The 17,400-nt window shown below is 42.6% G+C and carries 20 protein-coding genes and 1 other RNA gene; 8 read left to right on the top strand and 13 right to left on the bottom strand.

The features are described from left to right. Positions 1-83: 83 nt before the first annotated feature. From BKM01_RS08295 to BKM01_RS08280, 4 genes are all read right to left on the bottom strand, one after another. Entirely contained in the window at positions 84-1,169 is a 1,086-nt protein-coding gene (locus BKM01_RS08295) for an NADH:flavin oxidoreductase (RefSeq protein ID WP_072359482.1), read from the bottom strand. A 39-nt stretch (positions 1,170-1,208) separates the two neighbouring features. After that, entirely contained in the window at positions 1,209-1,865 is a 657-nt protein-coding gene (locus BKM01_RS08290; RefSeq protein WP_072359689.1) for a cytochrome c biogenesis protein, read from the bottom strand. A 108-nt stretch (positions 1,866-1,973) separates the two neighbouring features. Beyond that, the gene (locus BKM01_RS08285) at positions 1,974-2,648 is read right to left on the bottom strand and encodes a heme exporter protein CcmB (RefSeq protein ID WP_072359480.1); all 675 of its coding nucleotides are present in this window, start codon (positions 2,646-2,648) and stop codon (positions 1,974-1,976) included. Further along, positions 2,642-3,361: an ABC transporter ATP-binding protein gene (locus BKM01_RS08280; RefSeq protein WP_072359687.1), complete on the bottom strand. Its 720-nt coding sequence runs from the start codon at positions 3,359-3,361 to the stop codon at positions 2,642-2,644. The genes BKM01_RS08285 and BKM01_RS08280 overlap by 7 nt, the downstream gene beginning before the upstream one ends. Before the next feature lie 106 nt (positions 3,362-3,467). On the opposite strand from BKM01_RS08280, the gene BKM01_RS08275 reads away from it, so the two are divergent. The 3 genes from BKM01_RS08275 to rnpB all read left to right on the top strand — a co-directional run bounded on the left by BKM01_RS08275 (position 3,468) and on the right by rnpB (position 4,838). Next, positions 3,468-3,905: a universal stress protein gene (locus BKM01_RS08275; protein ID WP_072359478.1), complete on the top strand. Its 438-nt coding sequence runs from the start codon at positions 3,468-3,470 to the stop codon at positions 3,903-3,905. A gap of 128 nt (positions 3,906-4,033) precedes the next feature. After that, positions 4,034-4,432 (top strand): peptide-methionine (R)-S-oxide reductase MsrB, encoded by a 399-nt coding sequence (gene msrB / locus BKM01_RS08270; RefSeq protein WP_072359476.1) that lies wholly within the window; start codon positions 4,034-4,036, stop codon positions 4,430-4,432. Positions 4,433-4,492: 60 nt separating this feature from the next. Further along, an RNA gene (gene rnpB, locus BKM01_RS08265) (RNase P RNA component) lies at positions 4,493-4,838 on the top strand. On the opposite strand, the gene BKM01_RS08260 is transcribed toward rnpB, so the two are convergent. The 6 genes from BKM01_RS08260 to BKM01_RS08235 form a co-directional block, all read right to left on the bottom strand. Beyond that, complete coding sequence (locus BKM01_RS08260) at positions 4,837-5,472, bottom strand: DUF116 domain-containing protein (RefSeq protein WP_072359474.1); 636 nt, start codon at positions 5,470-5,472, stop codon at positions 4,837-4,839. The genes rnpB and BKM01_RS08260 overlap by 2 nt on opposite strands. Next, on the bottom strand, positions 5,453-6,100 hold the full coding sequence (locus tag BKM01_RS08255) for a DUF116 domain-containing protein (protein WP_072359472.1): 648 nt from the start codon (positions 6,098-6,100) through the stop codon (positions 5,453-5,455). Before BKM01_RS08255 ends, BKM01_RS08260 begins: the two co-directional genes overlap by 20 nt. A gap of 79 nt (positions 6,101-6,179) precedes the next feature. Beyond that, on the bottom strand, positions 6,180-7,436 hold the full coding sequence (locus BKM01_RS08250) for a (Fe-S)-binding protein (protein WP_072359470.1): 1,257 nt from the start codon (positions 7,434-7,436) through the stop codon (positions 6,180-6,182). Between the two features lies 1 nt (position 7,437). Beyond that, a complete protein-coding gene (locus BKM01_RS08245) occupies positions 7,438-8,214 on the bottom strand; it encodes a disulfide reductase (RefSeq protein WP_084006277.1) in 777 nt (258 codons plus the stop codon). Positions 8,215-8,391: 177 nt separating this feature from the next. Continuing rightward, complete coding sequence (locus tag BKM01_RS08240) at positions 8,392-9,051, bottom strand: nitrite/sulfite reductase domain-containing protein (RefSeq protein WP_072359468.1); 660 nt, start codon at positions 9,049-9,051, stop codon at positions 8,392-8,394. 13 nt (positions 9,052-9,064) lie between these two features. After that, positions 9,065-9,448: a ferritin-like domain-containing protein gene (locus BKM01_RS08235; RefSeq protein ID WP_072359466.1), complete on the bottom strand. Its 384-nt coding sequence runs from the start codon at positions 9,446-9,448 to the stop codon at positions 9,065-9,067. 155 nt (positions 9,449-9,603) lie between these two features. Between BKM01_RS08235 and BKM01_RS08230 the strand changes: the two genes are divergently transcribed. From BKM01_RS08230 to BKM01_RS08210, 5 genes are all read left to right on the top strand, one after another. Then, positions 9,604-10,299 (top strand): RNA methyltransferase, encoded by a 696-nt coding sequence (locus tag BKM01_RS08230; protein WP_072359464.1) that lies wholly within the window; start codon positions 9,604-9,606, stop codon positions 10,297-10,299. A gap of 71 nt (positions 10,300-10,370) precedes the next feature. Next, the gene (locus tag BKM01_RS08225; protein ID WP_072359462.1) at positions 10,371-12,461 is read left to right on the top strand and encodes a minichromosome maintenance protein MCM; all 2,091 of its coding nucleotides are present in this window, start codon (positions 10,371-10,373) and stop codon (positions 12,459-12,461) included. 8 nt (positions 12,462-12,469) lie between these two features. Beyond that, positions 12,470-12,760 (top strand): DUF424 domain-containing protein, encoded by a 291-nt coding sequence (locus BKM01_RS08220; protein WP_072359460.1) that lies wholly within the window; start codon positions 12,470-12,472, stop codon positions 12,758-12,760. Positions 12,761-12,780: 20 nt separating this feature from the next. Then, positions 12,781-13,425, top strand: coding sequence for a hypothetical protein (locus tag BKM01_RS08215; protein WP_072359457.1), 645 nt, complete (start codon positions 12,781-12,783; stop codon positions 13,423-13,425). Further along, positions 13,422-14,339 carry a coiled-coil protein gene (locus BKM01_RS08210; RefSeq protein ID WP_072359455.1) on the top strand — a complete coding sequence of 306 codons (918 nt, stop codon included), beginning with the start codon at positions 13,422-13,424 and terminating at the stop codon, positions 14,337-14,339. The genes BKM01_RS08215 and BKM01_RS08210 overlap by 4 nt, the downstream gene beginning before the upstream one ends. 2 nt (positions 14,340-14,341) lie before the next feature. On the opposite strand, the gene BKM01_RS08205 is transcribed toward BKM01_RS08210, so the two are convergent. The 3 genes from BKM01_RS08205 to BKM01_RS08195 form a co-directional block, all read right to left on the bottom strand. Continuing rightward, on the bottom strand, positions 14,342-14,803 hold the full coding sequence (locus BKM01_RS08205; RefSeq protein WP_072359453.1) for an S-layer protein domain-containing protein: 462 nt from the start codon (positions 14,801-14,803) through the stop codon (positions 14,342-14,344). Positions 14,804-14,880: 77 nt separating this feature from the next. Further along, complete coding sequence (locus BKM01_RS08200) at positions 14,881-15,849, bottom strand: biotin--[acetyl-CoA-carboxylase] ligase (protein WP_072359451.1); 969 nt, start codon at positions 15,847-15,849, stop codon at positions 14,881-14,883. Positions 15,850-15,900: 51 nt separating this feature from the next. Beyond that, positions 15,901-17,397 carry an acetyl-CoA carboxylase biotin carboxylase subunit gene (locus BKM01_RS08195; protein WP_072359449.1) on the bottom strand — a complete coding sequence of 499 codons (1,497 nt, stop codon included), beginning with the start codon at positions 17,395-17,397 and terminating at the stop codon, positions 15,901-15,903. Positions 17,398-17,400 lie beyond the last annotated feature (3 nt).

Below are 17,400 nucleotides of genomic sequence, written 5' to 3'. Positions count from 1 at the left end.
ATAGGGTAAGTTGACCTGCACAAAAATTAATAATGTTTATGCCCGCCAATAGTTCCTGTTTACTTTTTAGAAATATCCTGACCTTAGAGGGCAAAATCATAATTGCACCTAATGCCACTTTTATCAAAACAGCGGTTGCATGAAACACATCGTGCTCCTTCTGCACCTTGTTCCAGTTTTTTCACAATGTCTGGTTCGCTGATGAACGGGCGGCTCATGGAGACCATATCCGCATAAACCCTGAGGACTTCATCCATAATGGCTCTTGTGCGGATACCCCCTACCAGTATTATGGGTATACTTACAGTGTCCTTTATCATCTTGGCATAGCGTCTGAAGTAGGCTTCCTTTTCCTCTGTATCAACTCCGGGCTGGGACATCACAGAACCAGCCTCGACAATTCCACCACTTACCTCTATGGCACATACTCCCGCTTTTTCAAGATGGGCAGCAATTTCCACGCATTCAGGTGCATCCAGGCTAATATGACCAGAATATATATCGAAACCATCAGTTGCATTCAGTTTGGCCATTACAGGAAAATCGGAGGAGACATCCTCCCGGATACGGCGCACTATCTCGGTGATAATACGTGTACGGTTTTCCACAGAACCACCCCATTTATCCTCACGCCTGTTGGTATAGGGTGAAATAAAACTGCTCAGCAAAAAGCCATGGGCACAATGCAGTTGTACTCCGTCAAAACCTGCCTCCATTGCCCTGCGGGTAGCATTAACAAAATCATCAATGGTTTCAAGGATCTCATCTTCTGTCATTGCCCTTGGAAGTTTACCTGTGGAACTGTCTTCAACCGCTGAAGGAGCAAGTAGAGGATAACCGTGCTGTGCCATTGATTGTCGTCCTCCATGCACAATCTGGAGAACGATTTTACTCTCATAGGAATGGACCCTTTCAACAATCTTCCTGTAAGGGCCTATAAAGCGGTCATCATAGATACCCTGCTGCAGTCCATCGCTTTTTCCGGCAGGATTTACATAAGAATAGCCCGTTACAATAAGTCCAACCTCATTTTTGGCCAGCTCTTCATAGATATCCCCTATAGCTGCTGTGGGTGTGCCGTCTTCCTCTGCCAGCCATTCATGGGTTGCTGAGCGTACAAATCTGTTCGGGATGGATAAACCTTCAATATTGATTGGATCGAATAGCATATTTCAATATTCATGCCCGCAGGGGCATATATGCTTTACTCAACGACCTTTAGCCATTTCCAGTTCTCTTCCAAGCTTTTCATTTTGGAACTTAAAAGAAGTAAGGCTTATAAACAGCATCACAAAGGCCAGCATATTGAGAAGCAGCACAAGAAGCAGGGAAGAACCTTCAAGCCCGCCTCCGTCCTGACCATAAAGAGAACCTCCAAACATTAGTGGATGGGCACTCCTCCAGATACGAATGGAAAGAAAACTCAAAGGCACCGATACAAAGGCCACAATCCCGAAAACAGCAGATAACCGGGCCCTTTTAAGAGGGTCATCCAGGGCTGTCCTGAGCATGAGATAGCCTACATACACAAGAAAAAGCACAAGAGAGGTCGTTAACCGGGGCTCCCATACCCAGTACCAGCCCCATATATCTTTTGCCCAGATAGAGCCGGTTGCAAGCACAAGGAATGCAAATATAACACCGACTTCTGCAGCAGAAAGAGATACCATATCCCATTTCGAATCATTCTCACGCAGATAAAGGATACTCGAAACAAAAACAACAAAAAAGGCCAGATAGGCAACAATTGCAATCGGCATATGGAAATAGAATATATTAAAACTGGGATCCAGTACATTACCAGCCGAATCTTTCATGACCGGCAGATAGAAAAAAATGGCCCCAAGTGCTACAACAAGCATCATGGCTGTGAAAAGGTAAAATGGTTTGGAATATTTTTCCCACTGCAACTAACATCACCGGTTTGTAAGGGTTATTTCAGATGTCTGCATGACTATGGAACTCACTGTATATTAATCCTCTACGACATACTCAAAAACCAGCATTGAAACTGCAAAGAAGACAAAGTCATAGACTACCAGCAGTCGGATATATGACATTAAAGAAAATATATCCTCACCCCTCAACAGGCCCGAAGTGGCAGACACCGCCGGGATGATCACCGGCAGGGACAGAGGCAAAAGCAGGACAGGAAGCAGCATTTCCCCGGCACGGGCCCGTATTACAAGAGCAGATATCAGGCATCCCACCACAACAAAGCCAAAGGATCCCAGTAATATGACAATACCAACCCAGATAATTGCAGTAAACTGGTAATTAAAGAGGACAGAAAACATTGGGATCGTAATTATCTCTACCAGCAACATCAGCAAGAACACAAAGATGACCTTGGAAAGGTAAATTGAATTACGGGGTATGGGACACATTTTCAGGGCATCCATACAACCGTTTTGGACCTCTGTAGCAAAGGTGCGGTTTAGACCCAGCGTACCTGCGAATATGAAGCATATCCAGAGCACACCTGAAGCCACAGTGGCAGTTTTGCTGGCAGAAGACAATAGGTTCGAAAAAGCAATACTGAAGATAATAAGGACCAATAACGAAAAAACAACCATCGAAATAAATATTTCCCTGGCCCTGCTTTCAATCTTCAGATCCTTAAAGGCTATATTCAGACCCTTTAGCATTTAAATTGCCCTCCAGAAGAAAAACAGACGGCTTCGGCAAATTTACGGGCATTTGGGTCGTTGGCCACCACATCATGAACAATATTCCCACCCTCCATAATTAACAGGCGACTGCACAGACGAAATGCCTTGTCCAGATCATGAGTTACCATTATCTTCACCATATCCGATTTTTCCATAAGGAGGTTTTCCATAAGTGAAGCTGCATTCATGTCAAGACCAGTATAAGGTTCATCAAGTAATAACAAGGAAGGGTCATGGATAATGGCCCTTGCAAAGGACAGACGTTGTTTCATTCCCCTTGAGAAGTTCTTGACAGGATCTTCGGCCCTTTTCCACAGACCAATTTTTCTGATAAGATAATCACATCTTTCAGCAAGATCAGCAGGTTCCATACCATACAGTTTCCCAAAAAATAAAAGGTTTTCACGAGCTGTCAGATTGTCATACAGGAAAGTTTCGTGGGAAAGCATTCCTATTCTATCCTGTGCATCTTCTCTGTCGTTACCTTTTGTTCCAAAGATTTGCAATGTACCTTCGGTAGGAGAGATCAGAGAGGCAAAAATTTTCAAAAGGGTCGATTTGCCTGCCCCATTGGGACCGATAATTGCAATAAATTCACCTTCTTCCACACGCAGGTTAATTCCATTCAAAGCATTTAGGCAACCGTAATCCCGGCAAATATCCTCTGCAATAAGAACCGTTTCGCCCATCGTGGAATAAATGATAGTAGTCATAAATTAAGATTGTGATATATTGGCAAATACAACCAAAAGGAATATAGCATTATAATCACAATATCTTAGAGGGGGTATATTGATGAGTACGGAAATTGAAAAGATAATGATCGCCACCGACGGGTCTGAGAATGTAAAGAATGCAGTTAGTTGGGGTATTGAACTTGCAAAAGCAACCGGTGCAAAGGTCAAGGCAGTATATGTATTACCACCTGTAAGTGTATCTATCGCAACCCGCGGAGAAAGGTGGGCCGATTCATTGCGCAATCACCTTAAGGATGAAGGAAAAAGTGCAACTGAATACGTTGTTGATACCGGGAAGAAGGCAGATGTCGAGGTAGAACCCATAATAATTGAGGGCAATCCTGCAGATGGTATTGTCAGATTTGCCACTGAAAACGGGATAGATCTCATCGTGATGGGAACACTTGGTAGGACCGGTATCAGTCATCTTTTGCTTGGCAGTGTGGCAGAAAATGTGGTAAGACATTCAAAAACACAGGTCTTGGTCGTACCCTGAGGCATTTAGTGCATCAGGCAAATGATTATATAGCCCAAAAACAATGTTAGTATAGTTGCGAACGGCTGCATCCATCCTAACAAACATTCTCCATCCGGCCGTTTGCAATATCTTTATTGAGGGTTAATATGTCTAAAAACTGGAACCAAATTTCAGAAGAGGAGTGGAAAAAACGATTATCTGCAGAACAGTTTCGTATCCTCAGGAAGAAAGGTACAGAAGCACCTTTCAGTGGCAAATACAATGATTTTTATGAAAATGGTATCTACTCCTGTGCCGGATGTGGCCAGGATCTATTCTCTTCCTCAACAAAGTACGATGCAGGAACCGGCTGGCCAAGCTTCTGGGAAGCAATATCTGAAGACAACATTGAAAGGATACCGGACTATTCCCTGGGAATGAAACGCATTGAAGTAATATGCAGCCGTTGTGGAGGTCATCTGGGACATGTTTTTGATGATGGACCGCCACCTACCGGAGAGCACTTTTGCATAGACTCGATTTCCCTGAATTTCAATCCTGAATAAGAAAATAAAAAAGCCATTGCGATAAGTATTTCAATATATCCGATGAATTAAGGGCTTTGTGAGAGAGGGAGGGCAGTTTCCGGGCCTTCTGGCCTGAGGAAAGTCTCCCCACCTTCCGGACGCGCGAATACCTGTAAAGGGTATCGGGCGAGAGCCCGGGCAGCCGGGAAACCGGCTCTTGCGGTTTTACCGCATGATGGCACAGAAACGATACCGACCTGCGTTAAAGCAATGATATGAAAAATTGAGGTCGCGCAGGCTACGGATGGAACGGCGAATCCTCGCGGGTGCAAGTCGAAATGGGATCAAAGTTGTTGTTCGGACAACCCCCGTTTTGGTGTGACGCTTAGCCGAATACTGCCAATGCATCTTTGCATCAACAGAAGGGAGCTTACTCCCCTCACTCACAAACTATTATCAACCGGGCCGAATTCTTCAAGAATACCTGCAATTTTTTCGTAACTTATAGAGGTATTATAACAACCATCACTTTCAAGAGGGACACCATAAGCAATAACACCTTTATCTCGTAGAAAACGCATACCCTTGTTAATCTCATAATTACAACCAACAACCAGAATTCCATCTGCAGGCTTTTCTTTCAATACATGCTTCACAAATGATGAACCGGTTATAATGTAAAAACGATAACCATACTTCTGCGCATCTCTTTTTAGCTGTCCAACTATACACCTGCCACATTCCTTGCATTGTATACCATATCTTGAAGCATGAGCAGGGCAATCCAGAAAACGCATACAATGTGGTAAAAGCATTATCCTTTTACGAGTTCTTCTGAAAGCATGGTAATGAGCGATGTTCTTCAGGGAAACCATCCAGCTGTCCAGAATACGAGGATCGGACAACTTACAAAAGAAATATTTGATCGGCAGGTAGAATAAATCAAGTATCCATGCAAAAATACCTGCAAGACGTACATGCCGATTAAGGCTGATACGGCTGACAAAAAGAGCAAGACTACTCAATAAGACAGAAATTGCCACGAATCCGATCAGCAATTTACCTATCAGATCGTACATTACATGCCTCCATTTTCTCAATTATAGCCTCTACGTCCACTTCTGTTTCAAAACAACCATCTTTTAAGAGGCAGATTCCCTGCACTGGCATAAATGAAACTTCTTCCATAGCCTCTGCAAGTTCAGTATAACAGGCCACTCCGATACATGAAGTAGGATGATAGTTTTTTATGATTTTCTTTATGAAACTTCCTCCGGGAATCACAAAAGCGCGGAAGCCACGTTTTTCAGCTTCCTCACTGATATAACCAATTGAACAAAGGCCGCATCGACGGCATTCATAACCATGGATCGGATCACAACGCGCAGGACATCGGGCATGCCTTAGACATTGTGGCAGGAATACAACACGTAAACCGGAACTGTTCCTAAATTCATCCAGCATTACAGCATTGCGCACTTCGATCAGAATTTCATCAACCAGGGTATCCCTGATATGGAATACCCTGCATATCCATTTGGCCGGAGTATAGAACATATAGAGAATGAAAAGGACAAAACTTGGGAAAATTATGTGCCTTTTCCTGAAACTGTAAGCACCCACTATAAGTGCCAACAATATCCCTGCCAAAGTCAGAATTATCAGGTATATGAATATCCTGCCTAAAAACTCATAGGGAATTTGCATAGCAGCAACAAGACGTAACTGATAATTTATGTAGGTTTCTAAAAAAAGAAAATAAAAGGGGTATAACCCCTTGAGTTAATTATCTTGCCTGATCTTCACAATCAGAAAGATCGATACCAAGAGCCTCAGCGGTCAAAACAATGACATCTTCGACTTCCAGTGATTCTGCCTTGACAGAGTCCCTGCCATCACAAAGATTTCTCTTACAGAATGGACAGGCACTGGAAAGAATATCCGGGCTCTTGGCAAGAGCATCTTCAACCCTCGTCTCGGCAACACCAAGTGCAAGGTCAGGAATGCCTGCTTTGACACCACCACCTGCTCCGCAGCAGCGTTGATTATCCTTTATACGGTCCATTTCAATAAAGTTCAGACCGGGGATGCTGCGCAATACCTTACGTGGTGGTTCGAAGACCCCAACGTGACGCCCCAGGTGACATGGGTCGTGGTAAGTAACAGTTTTGTTATCAAAGGGCTGTTTCCAGTTGATCTTGCCTTCATCGATGAGTTTGTCAAGGTACTCAGTTATATGGATAACCTCGAATGGAAGTTCTTCACCAAGCAACCTTGGCCAATCCACAAGTGCGGTCCTGTAGCAACCTGCACAAGCGAAGAGTACCTTGGTAGCACCCCTTGCCTTGATACCGTCTACATTTTTACGGGCAGACTTTCTGGAAATGTCTTCGATTTCGTACTGGCCAGTTCTTACAAGAGCAGAATTACAGCATTGTTCATCCTCACCGAGCATGGTGAATGGAATATCCAGATGGTTCAGTACACGTGCGGTTGCAAAAGCAAGTTTTTTCTGTCTCAGTTCTGCGGTACAGCCACCGAAATAGAGAATATCTGCTTTATCTTCTATTTTAACATCATCGGGAACCCAACTGAGACGTTCCTTGGGATCTGCCATGTATGGGTTGCCATATTCTCCTATGAGCTTGACAAACATGGGCTGTTTACCAACAGGACCATTGCCACGTTTTACGAGATTGGCACGCATTGCTTCCCAGAGTTCAACAGTATTGATACCGGATTCACAAACTGTAGCACACATTGCACAGGTGGTACATCCGTAAACATCTTCCTTGAATTGTTCAATTTCTTCCTCTGGAACCTGTTTAGGCCCAAAGAGCCGGGCACGCAGACCATAGGATTTCTTCATATATTCCTGCCAGCGCAGAATCTTGTCCCTGGGTGCAAGACCGGGTTTTTTGCCTGATGCGTCATAGGTCGGGCACCACTGTACACATTCACCACAACGTGTGCAGGAATCGATTTCCATAAGCTGGACAGCTGTAAGGTTTTCCGTTGTAATAGACGGATTATCACGTACCATTTTATTCGCCTCCCTTGTTGGCCAAAATAGTAAGAGGTGTTGCAATCATGTGTATGTATTTGCTGTACGGGATGTAAGCAATACAGAATAACAGGGAAATTATCACGTGGAACAGTGCAGCTGGTGGAGCATAGGGGTACTCAATACCAAAGCCCCAGAAAGTGCCATTCCTGATACCATCAGCAATAAACCCTGTAACAGTAATGAGGGTCAGTCCACCAAGCAGTATAGAGTCATATGCAATGGTAGCTTCACGCATTCTTGGAATAAAGAGCCTTCTTGCGATTGCAATTATTATACCTGTAAGCAGAATGTAGCTGAACAGGTCATTAATTGGACCAAGGAATTCCCTGAAGACTGCAGGTTCGGGCCCGATTCCCAGATGTGCCATGTGAAGTAATTCCACAAGGAACATGAGAAGGGATAATAGGAACAGGGTCATCCAGCCTACAAAAATGGTAATATGCATGAACCATCGAAGGGGACTGCGGCGCATTATACGACGCTGCAATAGAATATCAAGCACAAGAGTCACAATGATATTCTGCTTATGACCATGCCCATCCTCACTCATCTGATAGGCCAGTGTTTTCGGGAAAGTAAAGATGCTGCCTTTGGAAGGTTTTTGTCCGTAACCTTCAGCACCTAATCCCCATTTTTTCAGATTTATATACATTCCATAGAGGAATATCCCAATCGCGATCGTGGCCAATATCATGACCTGCACGAATGTGATCCTCATAGCATCGGATATGCCAGAATAATATTCCATAGCCATAAATTCTATCTCCTGATACCATTTTAAAAGTTATTTTACAAAAATTATTAGCAGTAGTAATATAAGATGGTTTATTGGTGGTAACAATTGCATTTAAATATTTTCATTATGCAAAAAACAAAACAGGAGAGGAGAATTAGAAAAAAAGAAAGGAAAAGAAAGGAAAGAATCCCTTAATTACAGGCCTATTTCCCTTTTGAAATTTTCAAGACCCATATCATCGATCATGCGTCCGATCCTGTGCTTTTTTGTGTGGGTCTTGTAAAAACTGACAATCTTATCAACTAGTTCTTTGACCTCATCATCATTCAGTCCATCAGCTATCACATCACCAAGTCTTGGGCGAATACCTGCATTACCACCGACCATCAAGGTATAACCTTTTGGAGTACCCATGATACCTATATCTCTGACAGCAGGTTCGGAACATGAATTCATGCAGCCTGAAACCGCTATTTTGAATTTGGAGGGAAGTTGCATTCCATGGTATTTCTCATCCAGTTCAAGACCGAGAGTTACAGCATCCTGCTGACCTCGTTTACAGAAAGTAGTACCCGGACAAATCTTGATACTTCTCACACATAGACCGATTGCAGCAGCTGGTTTCATACCCAGGTCATCCCAGGCATTGTCAATATCGTCTTCCTTAAGACCTACAATACAGACACGCTGAGCGGATGTCAGTTTAATGGCAGCCGCATCATATTTATCTGCAGTGTCAGCAATCTTACGCAACATATCAGGTGATACAATGCCTCCCGGTGTTTGGGGAGCAATAGCGAATGTTTCACGGTCCCTCTGGAGAATGGCACCCTTTTCAAGAATATCTTTTGACATCAATAATCCCTCATTAGCACTCTTTTTCCAATCTTTTCAGCAGACCTTTAAGGCCTTCTTTATGCCTTGCCTCATCAAAGGAAGCTTTCTCGAAGAAAAGAGCTGCCTGTACATTACCTTCATCCCTGGCAATTTTAGCAGCATCACCCTTTTCGCCTTCTGCCATGGTTTCACCTTCAAGCATCATCTTGATGTTCTCAATTGTGGTATCTTTGATCAGGCCAAGAATTTCTGCAGTCTCTGCGGCATGCCAGGCTTCATCCATTGCAATCTGGCGCAAGTAAACTGCAACTTCAGGGTAGCCTTCCCTCTCTGCCAGTTTTGACATGGCAAAGTACCATCCAACTTCTGTCGTTTCCCCTTTGAAAGTATCTTTCAATATTTTCTCAATACTCATAAAATCACTCCATAATAATGCTGTTAGAGCAGTATAAAGTAGATTGTTCGTATATTATATAACATTTTTTGGCACGAAATAGTGCATCAAACCAACTACAAACAGACAACCATTCGCAAGATATTATAGTAAAGAGCGTATTCAAAAAGCAAGACATGTCACCACAAATTAGAATCGTACTTGTAGAACCTCTATACCAGGGAAACGTAGGTTCGGTCACACGCTCAATGGAAAATTTCGGATTTGATGACCTGGTTCTTGTAAATCCCTGTAAACTGGAAGGGCAGGCAAGAGCAATGTCATGCCATGCACGTGATTTACTGGAAAGGTGCCCTAAAGTCGACACATTAGAAGAGGCTATTGAAGATACAGATATAGTAATTGGTACATCGGGGATTGCAGGTATAAAAACCGACCAGCACATACGCATGCCTGCATACACTCCCTCCAAGATCCGGGATAAATTCAGGGAAACTAATGGAAAGATTGCCTTCCTTTTCGGAAGAGAGGATAATGGATTTACCCGGGAAGAACTCAAAAGGTGCGATATGATAATGACAATTCCAACATCAGAAAAATATCCCATAATGAACATCTCCCATGCAGCAACAGTTACAATGTATGAGATGAGCAATCTGGAAATCGGCGAGAGACCAATTGCTGATGGTTTTGATCTTCAATTGTTATATGACCATTTTGAAAAGGTGCTTGCAGATATAAAACACCCCAAACATAAGATGGAAAAAACTTCAATTATGCTAAAAAGGATATTCGGACGTGCAGAACTTACCCCCCGGGAAGTACAGACATTAAGAGGTGTACTCAGGGATATACAACGACAAAAGAAATGATACACACGAAAGATAGATAAAGCTTGTAAGTTTTTATAATCCGAAGTCAAATCTGGTATGCACTGATATTAATGACGGAAGAAAAATGGGAAAATAAGTTCCGGGATTTTCTTAAACGATATTGCTGGCATGATATACTTAAACTTGCCAACGAATACCCGGAATTACGAAGTATAGAAGTAAATTTTACAGATCTGGAACAATTCGACAGGGAGCTTTCCGAAGAATTATTACAAACGCCGGATGAGGTTATCCCCTCGGCTGAAGAAGCTCTTAAACAAATTGAGCTCCCTGTTGAGAAACAACTGCATGATGCACACATCCAGTTTACCAGTATTCCAAACAAGGTCACGATACGTGACCTCAGGAGCAATCATCTTCTCAAGTTCATTGCAGTTGAAGGAATGATCCGCAAGGCAACCGAAGTACGTCCAAAGATTACCAATGCGGCATTTTACTGTATGCGTTGTGAGACAGTAAATTATGTACCCCAGAGCGGGCCAAAATTCGTGGAACCCGGCGAATGTGAAGAAGAGAATTGCGGCAAAAGAGGGCCATTCAAACTTCTCATTGATAAATCCAATTTCATCGATGCCCAGAAGCTCCAGGTACAGGAATCTCCCGAAAGTCTCAAGGGAGGAAGTCAGCCCCAGAGTATTGATGTCGATGCCGAAGATGAGCTGGCCGGCATTGTGAAACCAGGTGACCGTGTAGTAGTAAATGGCATCCTCAGGTCCCACCAGCGAACCACACGCGAAGGTAAATCCACATTCTACGATCTTGTCTTACACTGCAATTCCATAGAATACCTGGATCAGGAATTTGATGAGCTGGATATATCTCCGGAAGAAGAAGACGAAATAATAGAACTTAGCAATGATCCACAGATATATAATAAAATTATAAAATCCATAGCTCCTTCTATTTATGGTTATGAGAATATCAAAGAAGCACTAACTTTACAGTTATTCTCAGGAGTCCCAAAATCCCTGCCTGACGGAGGACGTGTCAGAGGAGATATCCACCTGTTGCTTGTAGGAGACCCCGGTATTGCAAAAAGTCAATTACTCAGATACATGGTGAAATTATCCCCAAGAGGTGTGTTTGCTTCAGGTAAGAGTGCCTCATCAAGTGGGCTGACCGCAGCAGCGGTTAAGGATGATCTGGGAGACGGTCGCTGGACACTGGAAGCCGGTGCCCTGGTTATGGCAGATATGGGAGTTGCGGCAGTGGACGAAATGGATAAGATGAGCAGAGAAGACAAAAGTGCACTCCATGAAGCAATGGAACAACAGACAATCTCTGTGGCAAAAGCTGGAATCCTGGCAACACTGAAATCCCGTTGTGCCCTGCTGGGAGCGGCAAACCCTAAATACGGGCGTTTTGACAGATACGAAGGACTTGCAGAGCAGATCAATATGCCTCCAGCCCTAATATCCAGGTTTGATCTGATTTTCATCCTTCTTGATGTACCGGATTCAAAAATGGATGCTAATATCGCAAACCATATCCTGAAATCCCATTATGCCGGAGAACTCTATGAACAATGGGACAAATTATCCACCTCCACAATAACACAGGAAAAAGTTGCCTCTCACCAGAAAGTAATCCTACCTGAAATCGAGACGGAATTATTACGCAAATACGTCGCCTATGCACGCAGGATGGTCTACCCCATTATGGAAGAAGAAGCCAGGCAACATCTGGTCGATTTCTATCTAGATCTACGTAAGATGGGAGAAAACAAAGATTCACCCGTACCTGTCACTGCACGACAACTGGAAGCACTGGTCAGGCTTGCTGAATCCAGTGCTCGAATAAGGCTTAGCAACATTGTGACCCTTGAAGATGCAAAACGTACCACTAAAATTTCCCTCGCATGTATGAAACAAGTTGGTGTTGATCCTGACACCGGAGCTCTTGATGTGGATGTCATAGCATCAGGTACGAGTAAAAGCCAGCGTGACAAAATACACATACTTCAGGATATTATAAAGCACGTAAGTCAGAAACATGCCGGAGGTAAAGCACCTTTGGATGAAGTCTATGAAGAAGCCTCAGCTGAAAATATAGATAGGGAACACGCAGAGGAGCTTATTCAGAAAATGAAACGAACGGGTGATTTGCTGGCACCTGATAAAAAACATATAAGACTGGTATGAGGAAATATATGTACCTCAAAGAACACCGAGCCGGAGACAGACTGATTGTTGCTGCTTGTGACCAGGAGTTAATCGGACAGAAATTAGAACACGGAAATGTTGTTGTCGAAATAACGGAAAGTTTCTATAAAGGGGACATCGTATCTGAAAAACAAGTGCAATCTGCTCTTGGAAGGGCAACCAGTGCGAATCTGTTTGGCAAGAAAACAATTGAATGTGCCCTGGAATGCGGGATGATCAATCCCGAATCAATAATTACTATTAATGGCGTGCCACATGCGCAATTATACAGGATATAAGACTACGAAAGGTTTTTAAGATGAATGAGAGTGCAGTTGAAGAAAATTCACCCTTCCCTGGCAAAGAAGGATTGGTGAATGGTGTGATTGAAAAACACCAGAAGTTTCTGAATGAGTACAATGCGGAATACAGTAAACTTGAGTATGAAGTTAAAAAACTCGAGGATACAATAAGCAACTCTAAAAAGAAAAGAGAAGAAGAGAAAAACCGCTTAGAAGTACTCAAGGAAAAAAAGCAGCAATTGTATCACCAGGCGAATAATCTGCTGGGAGAAATGTTCACAGCCTGTCCCGAAGAACTTGATAATCGAATTATGCACTCCACAAATGATGACATAGAGGAGTTGAAAAGGACAAGGCAGCTGGAAAATGAAGAAAAAACTATTCAAGATGTCCTGGGAAAAATAGCTGAACTTGAAAACGAGAATACACGCGAATACACCAGCCAGATAAAAGCCCGCATACAAGAAGCTTCAAAAGCTTCCTCCGAAATATCATCCCTGATAAAATCTATGGAAAAGGAAGAAAACCTGGATCAGATTCATAAAGAACTTGGTGAAAAAAAACCCAGACATAACTGGCTGGAGAGAAGGATCAAAAGCCACAAAGAAGCACTTGAGTACTGGAAAAACCAAAAAGAAGTGATTGCGGGGAATGTTGCATGAAAGATGTATCTTCAATGACAGAACGTGAACTCAAAGATACTGTAAATAATTACAGGAAAGAGATATCCCAGCATGAAAAGAGCTTAAAAGGGGTTTTCGAAGAGCTCAAACTTCATAAAACTAATATTGATGAACTCAAAGAGAAAAGGAATGAGCTCAATGCAAAAGTCAGGGAACTTGCAAAAGAGGCACGGGAAGAAAAAACTCAACGTGATGAGATCAACAAGAAGATAGCTGATTTAAAATCCAGAAGGAATGAAGTTGCTGGTGAAAGAAACAAGGTCGTAAAAGACATAAATGATCTCAAGAAAAAGCGTGATCAATATAACGAACAATCAAAAGGGAGTTTGGAAACCCTTTCTAAAGCCTATGCAGAAGACCTTGATAAATTCCTCAACGCTGACATTCCCCTGAAGCACGAGCAGGATCTTTTTGAAAAACTCAACGAACTGGAAAAGCGTCTTGAAGCAGCAAAAGCTGCCAATGATTTCCACAAGCAGGTCATCAATATTTATGAAAATACCAGGGACATTGGTGACGAGGAAAGAGATGTTTCAAAGGAAATAAAGCAACTTGCAGAAAAATCCCAGCAACATCATTTGAATATGATAGAGCTATATAAGCAGGTCGATGAGATCCGTAAAGAAGCGGATAAATTCCATTCGCAGATTAAAGAAACCTACCAGGTAATTGCTCCTACTCGTGAAAAGATAGATCCTCTCAAAACAAAAATATCTAGTTTGAGGGATGAACTTAGCATCTATCTTGATAAATTGAATGATATACAAACTCATAAGGACGAACAAAAAAAGAGTAATCAGCACGTTGCCGCAAAAGAAAAGTTTGAAAAGACCGGCAAACTCAGTCTTGAAGAACTGAGAGTCCTTATGGATAAAGGAGATATCAAACTCTAAAATTACCTGTGTTCATAAACATAGGGTAACAGAAGTGCAAACAGAACCAGGAGTGCCGGGTTTAAAAAAGGCACTCCCTGCTTTTTAGATTCATTTTCAGATGTATTTGGCACTTTATTCTGCACCTTTTCATCATCCGGATTATAAGGATATCTGTGATCCACATATTGATAAACCGGTTCAAAAGTTACCAGCTCACCACTGGAACCATAATATATCCTATCCATTGTAATATTGAATACCGTTGATGAATTACTGGAGTAGGTAAATACCTCATCCTTACCCAGAATGGAATCAGCCACACTTTCACCATTCAATGAAAGGGATACCCATACCCTCTCACTTTCAGGATTGACATACTTGACATGCAGAGAGTAATCCTGCTCAAAATCAAAACTTTCTCCAGCTTTGACATACACGGAAGTCCCATTGAGAATTACTTCCGAATCCCCGGCAGTTACCACACCACATAAAAGAATACTACATAGTATAAAACAATAAAAAATTTTAAAATATGGAATGTTCTTCATCACAATCCCCGTCAGATGTAGATACAGCGGCCAGACATAATTTCTTCGGTTGAACCATCATTTTTCTGCAAAAGCAAACCCCCGGAGAGGCTTATCCCAATTGCTCTGCCATCCACCATTTTAGAAGGAGTGACTATACGTACGTTTCTACCAATAGTATCCGAAGAATCTATCCATCTTTCCATTAATTCCTCAAAGGATTGTGTCTTGAAATGGATATAATACTGTTCCAGATTATAAAGTAAAGAGCGGAAAAATTCAAGCCTATCCACATAGTTACCAAGCTCATCACTTATGGTTGTGGAACCATCCCGGATTTCCTCCGGCAACATATCGGTATCAAAGTTTAAGTTAATTCCCAGACCCAAGACAATATATTCAACCCGATCTATTTCAGCTTCCATTTCTGTAAGAATTCCACAAATCTTTTTGCCGTTAACAAGCACATCGTTTGGCCATTTCAAAGACGGATTAAGGCCAATTGATTTCAGAGAATCAACCACAGCAAGTCCGCCCAAAAGAGTTAATTTTGAAGCATCCGCAGGAACTATCGATGGTTTAAGGACTATAGACATCCATATCCCCCCTTGAGGAGATACCCAATCAAACCCCTTTCTACCACGTCCCTTTTTCTGGGATTCTGCAAGTATAACAGTGCCTTCATTTGCATCTCTTGCAATTGTTTTTGCATAATCGTTGGTAGACTCAAGTTCCATAAAATGCCGGATGTCCTTACCCAAAATATCTGTTTCAAGACCTGCTTGCACAAGTTCTGGCAAAAGAGAATCAGGAACCGAGTTTAAAATATAGCCTTTACCAGGAGATGAGATGATTGAATACCCCTGGCTTTGAAGCGACTGAATGTATTTCCAGACCATTGTCCTGGAAATTTCCAGTTTTCTGCCAATCTGTTCCCCGGAAATAGGCTTGCTCTCGGTCTGAGAAAGAAGACGTATCAATTCAATCTTTTTATTCTCCACAAAACTCCCCGTAATAAAGAAAGAACGACAGATAAAAAAAGTTATCTGTCGTCACTCATCTGACCCTTTCATATCATGCCTTTTTGCAGCATTAATGTACGAACCAACTGCAGTACTGATGGCAGCAATCTTCTTGTTGCGGTCCTCAAGAGCAGAAGAAAGGGTTGCACATCTTTCACTATCAGATACAGCAACCTTCTCTAAAGCTGAAAGCACATTGTGGTCATCAATAAAGTGTGTTGTTAGATCCCCTTTTACAAATGCATCTATGGACAAAACCGTTCTGTGGAAAGGAATGTTGGTTTTAACCCCTACTACCACATATTCATAGAGAGCTCTTTTCATACGCGCAATGGCTTCCTCACGATCACTTCCCCATACACAGAGTTTGGAGATCATTGAATCATAAAAGGGAGGAATAACATAACCCATATGTACACCACTGTCCACTCTCACACCTGGGCCACCTGCCGAACGATACCTGCGTATCTTACCGGGTGATGGGGCAAAGTCATTCAAAGGATCTTCAGCATTGATACGACATTCAATAGCCGAGCCGCGGATCTCAATATCATCCTGTGTAAAGGGTAATTTTTCATCACAGGCAACACGCAACTGCTGCTTGACGATATCAATGCCGGTAACAAGCTCCGTAACTCCATGTTCTACCTGCAATCTTGTATTTACTTCAAGGAAATAATAATCACCCTTTGAATACAGGAATTCAACAGTACCGGCATTTACATACCCTATTGTTTTGGCAGCTTTTACAGCAGCCTCGCCCATATCCTTACGAAGTTCAGGAGTCATTATGGGGGAGGGAGCTTCTTCAATCAATTTCTGGTGTCTTCTCTGAATGGAACATTCACGGTCACCGAGATATAGACAATTGCCATGAGAGTCAGCCAATATCTGTATTTCTATGTGGCGTGGTTCTTCAAGATATTTTTCAATGAAGACGGTTGAATCACCAAATGTAGAAGCTGCAACATTACGTATGGATGAAAGTGCCCGGGTCAGCTCTTCTGGAGTATAAACAACTTTCATGCCTATACCACCACCACCGGCCGAAGCTTTCACCATCAAAGGATATCCGATGGATTCACCTATTTCAATTGCCGTGGCATCATCCTCAACAGCCCTTCCATCACCGGGAACCACCGGTACACCGGCCTCGATCATTGCTGAACGGGCAGTGATCTTACTACCCATCTTTTCTATAACTTCACTCGATGGACCGATAAACTTGATGCCTGCTTTTTCACAGGCACTGGCAAATTTCGAATTCTCTGAAAGGAAACCATACCCCGGATGAATTGCTTCTGCTCCTGCCTTTATAGCCACATCGATAATTGCATCTATATTCAGATAACTCTTAGAAGAAGGAGGTGGACCTATACAGTACGCCTCGTCCGCATATTTGGCAAAAAGGGCATTGCTGTCTGCTTCGGAATACACCGCAACCGTGGACACATCAAGCTCTTTGCAGGCCCTCATTACCCTGATCGCGATCTCACCTCGGTTTGCAATCAGTATTTTCTTAAACATCGA

This window comes from Methanohalophilus portucalensis (genome assembly GCF_002761295.1).
Classification (GTDB): domain Archaea; phylum Halobacteriota; class Methanosarcinia; order Methanosarcinales; family Methanosarcinaceae; genus Methanohalophilus; species Methanohalophilus portucalensis.
This window is presented reverse-complemented; position numbering and strand designations above follow the sequence as displayed.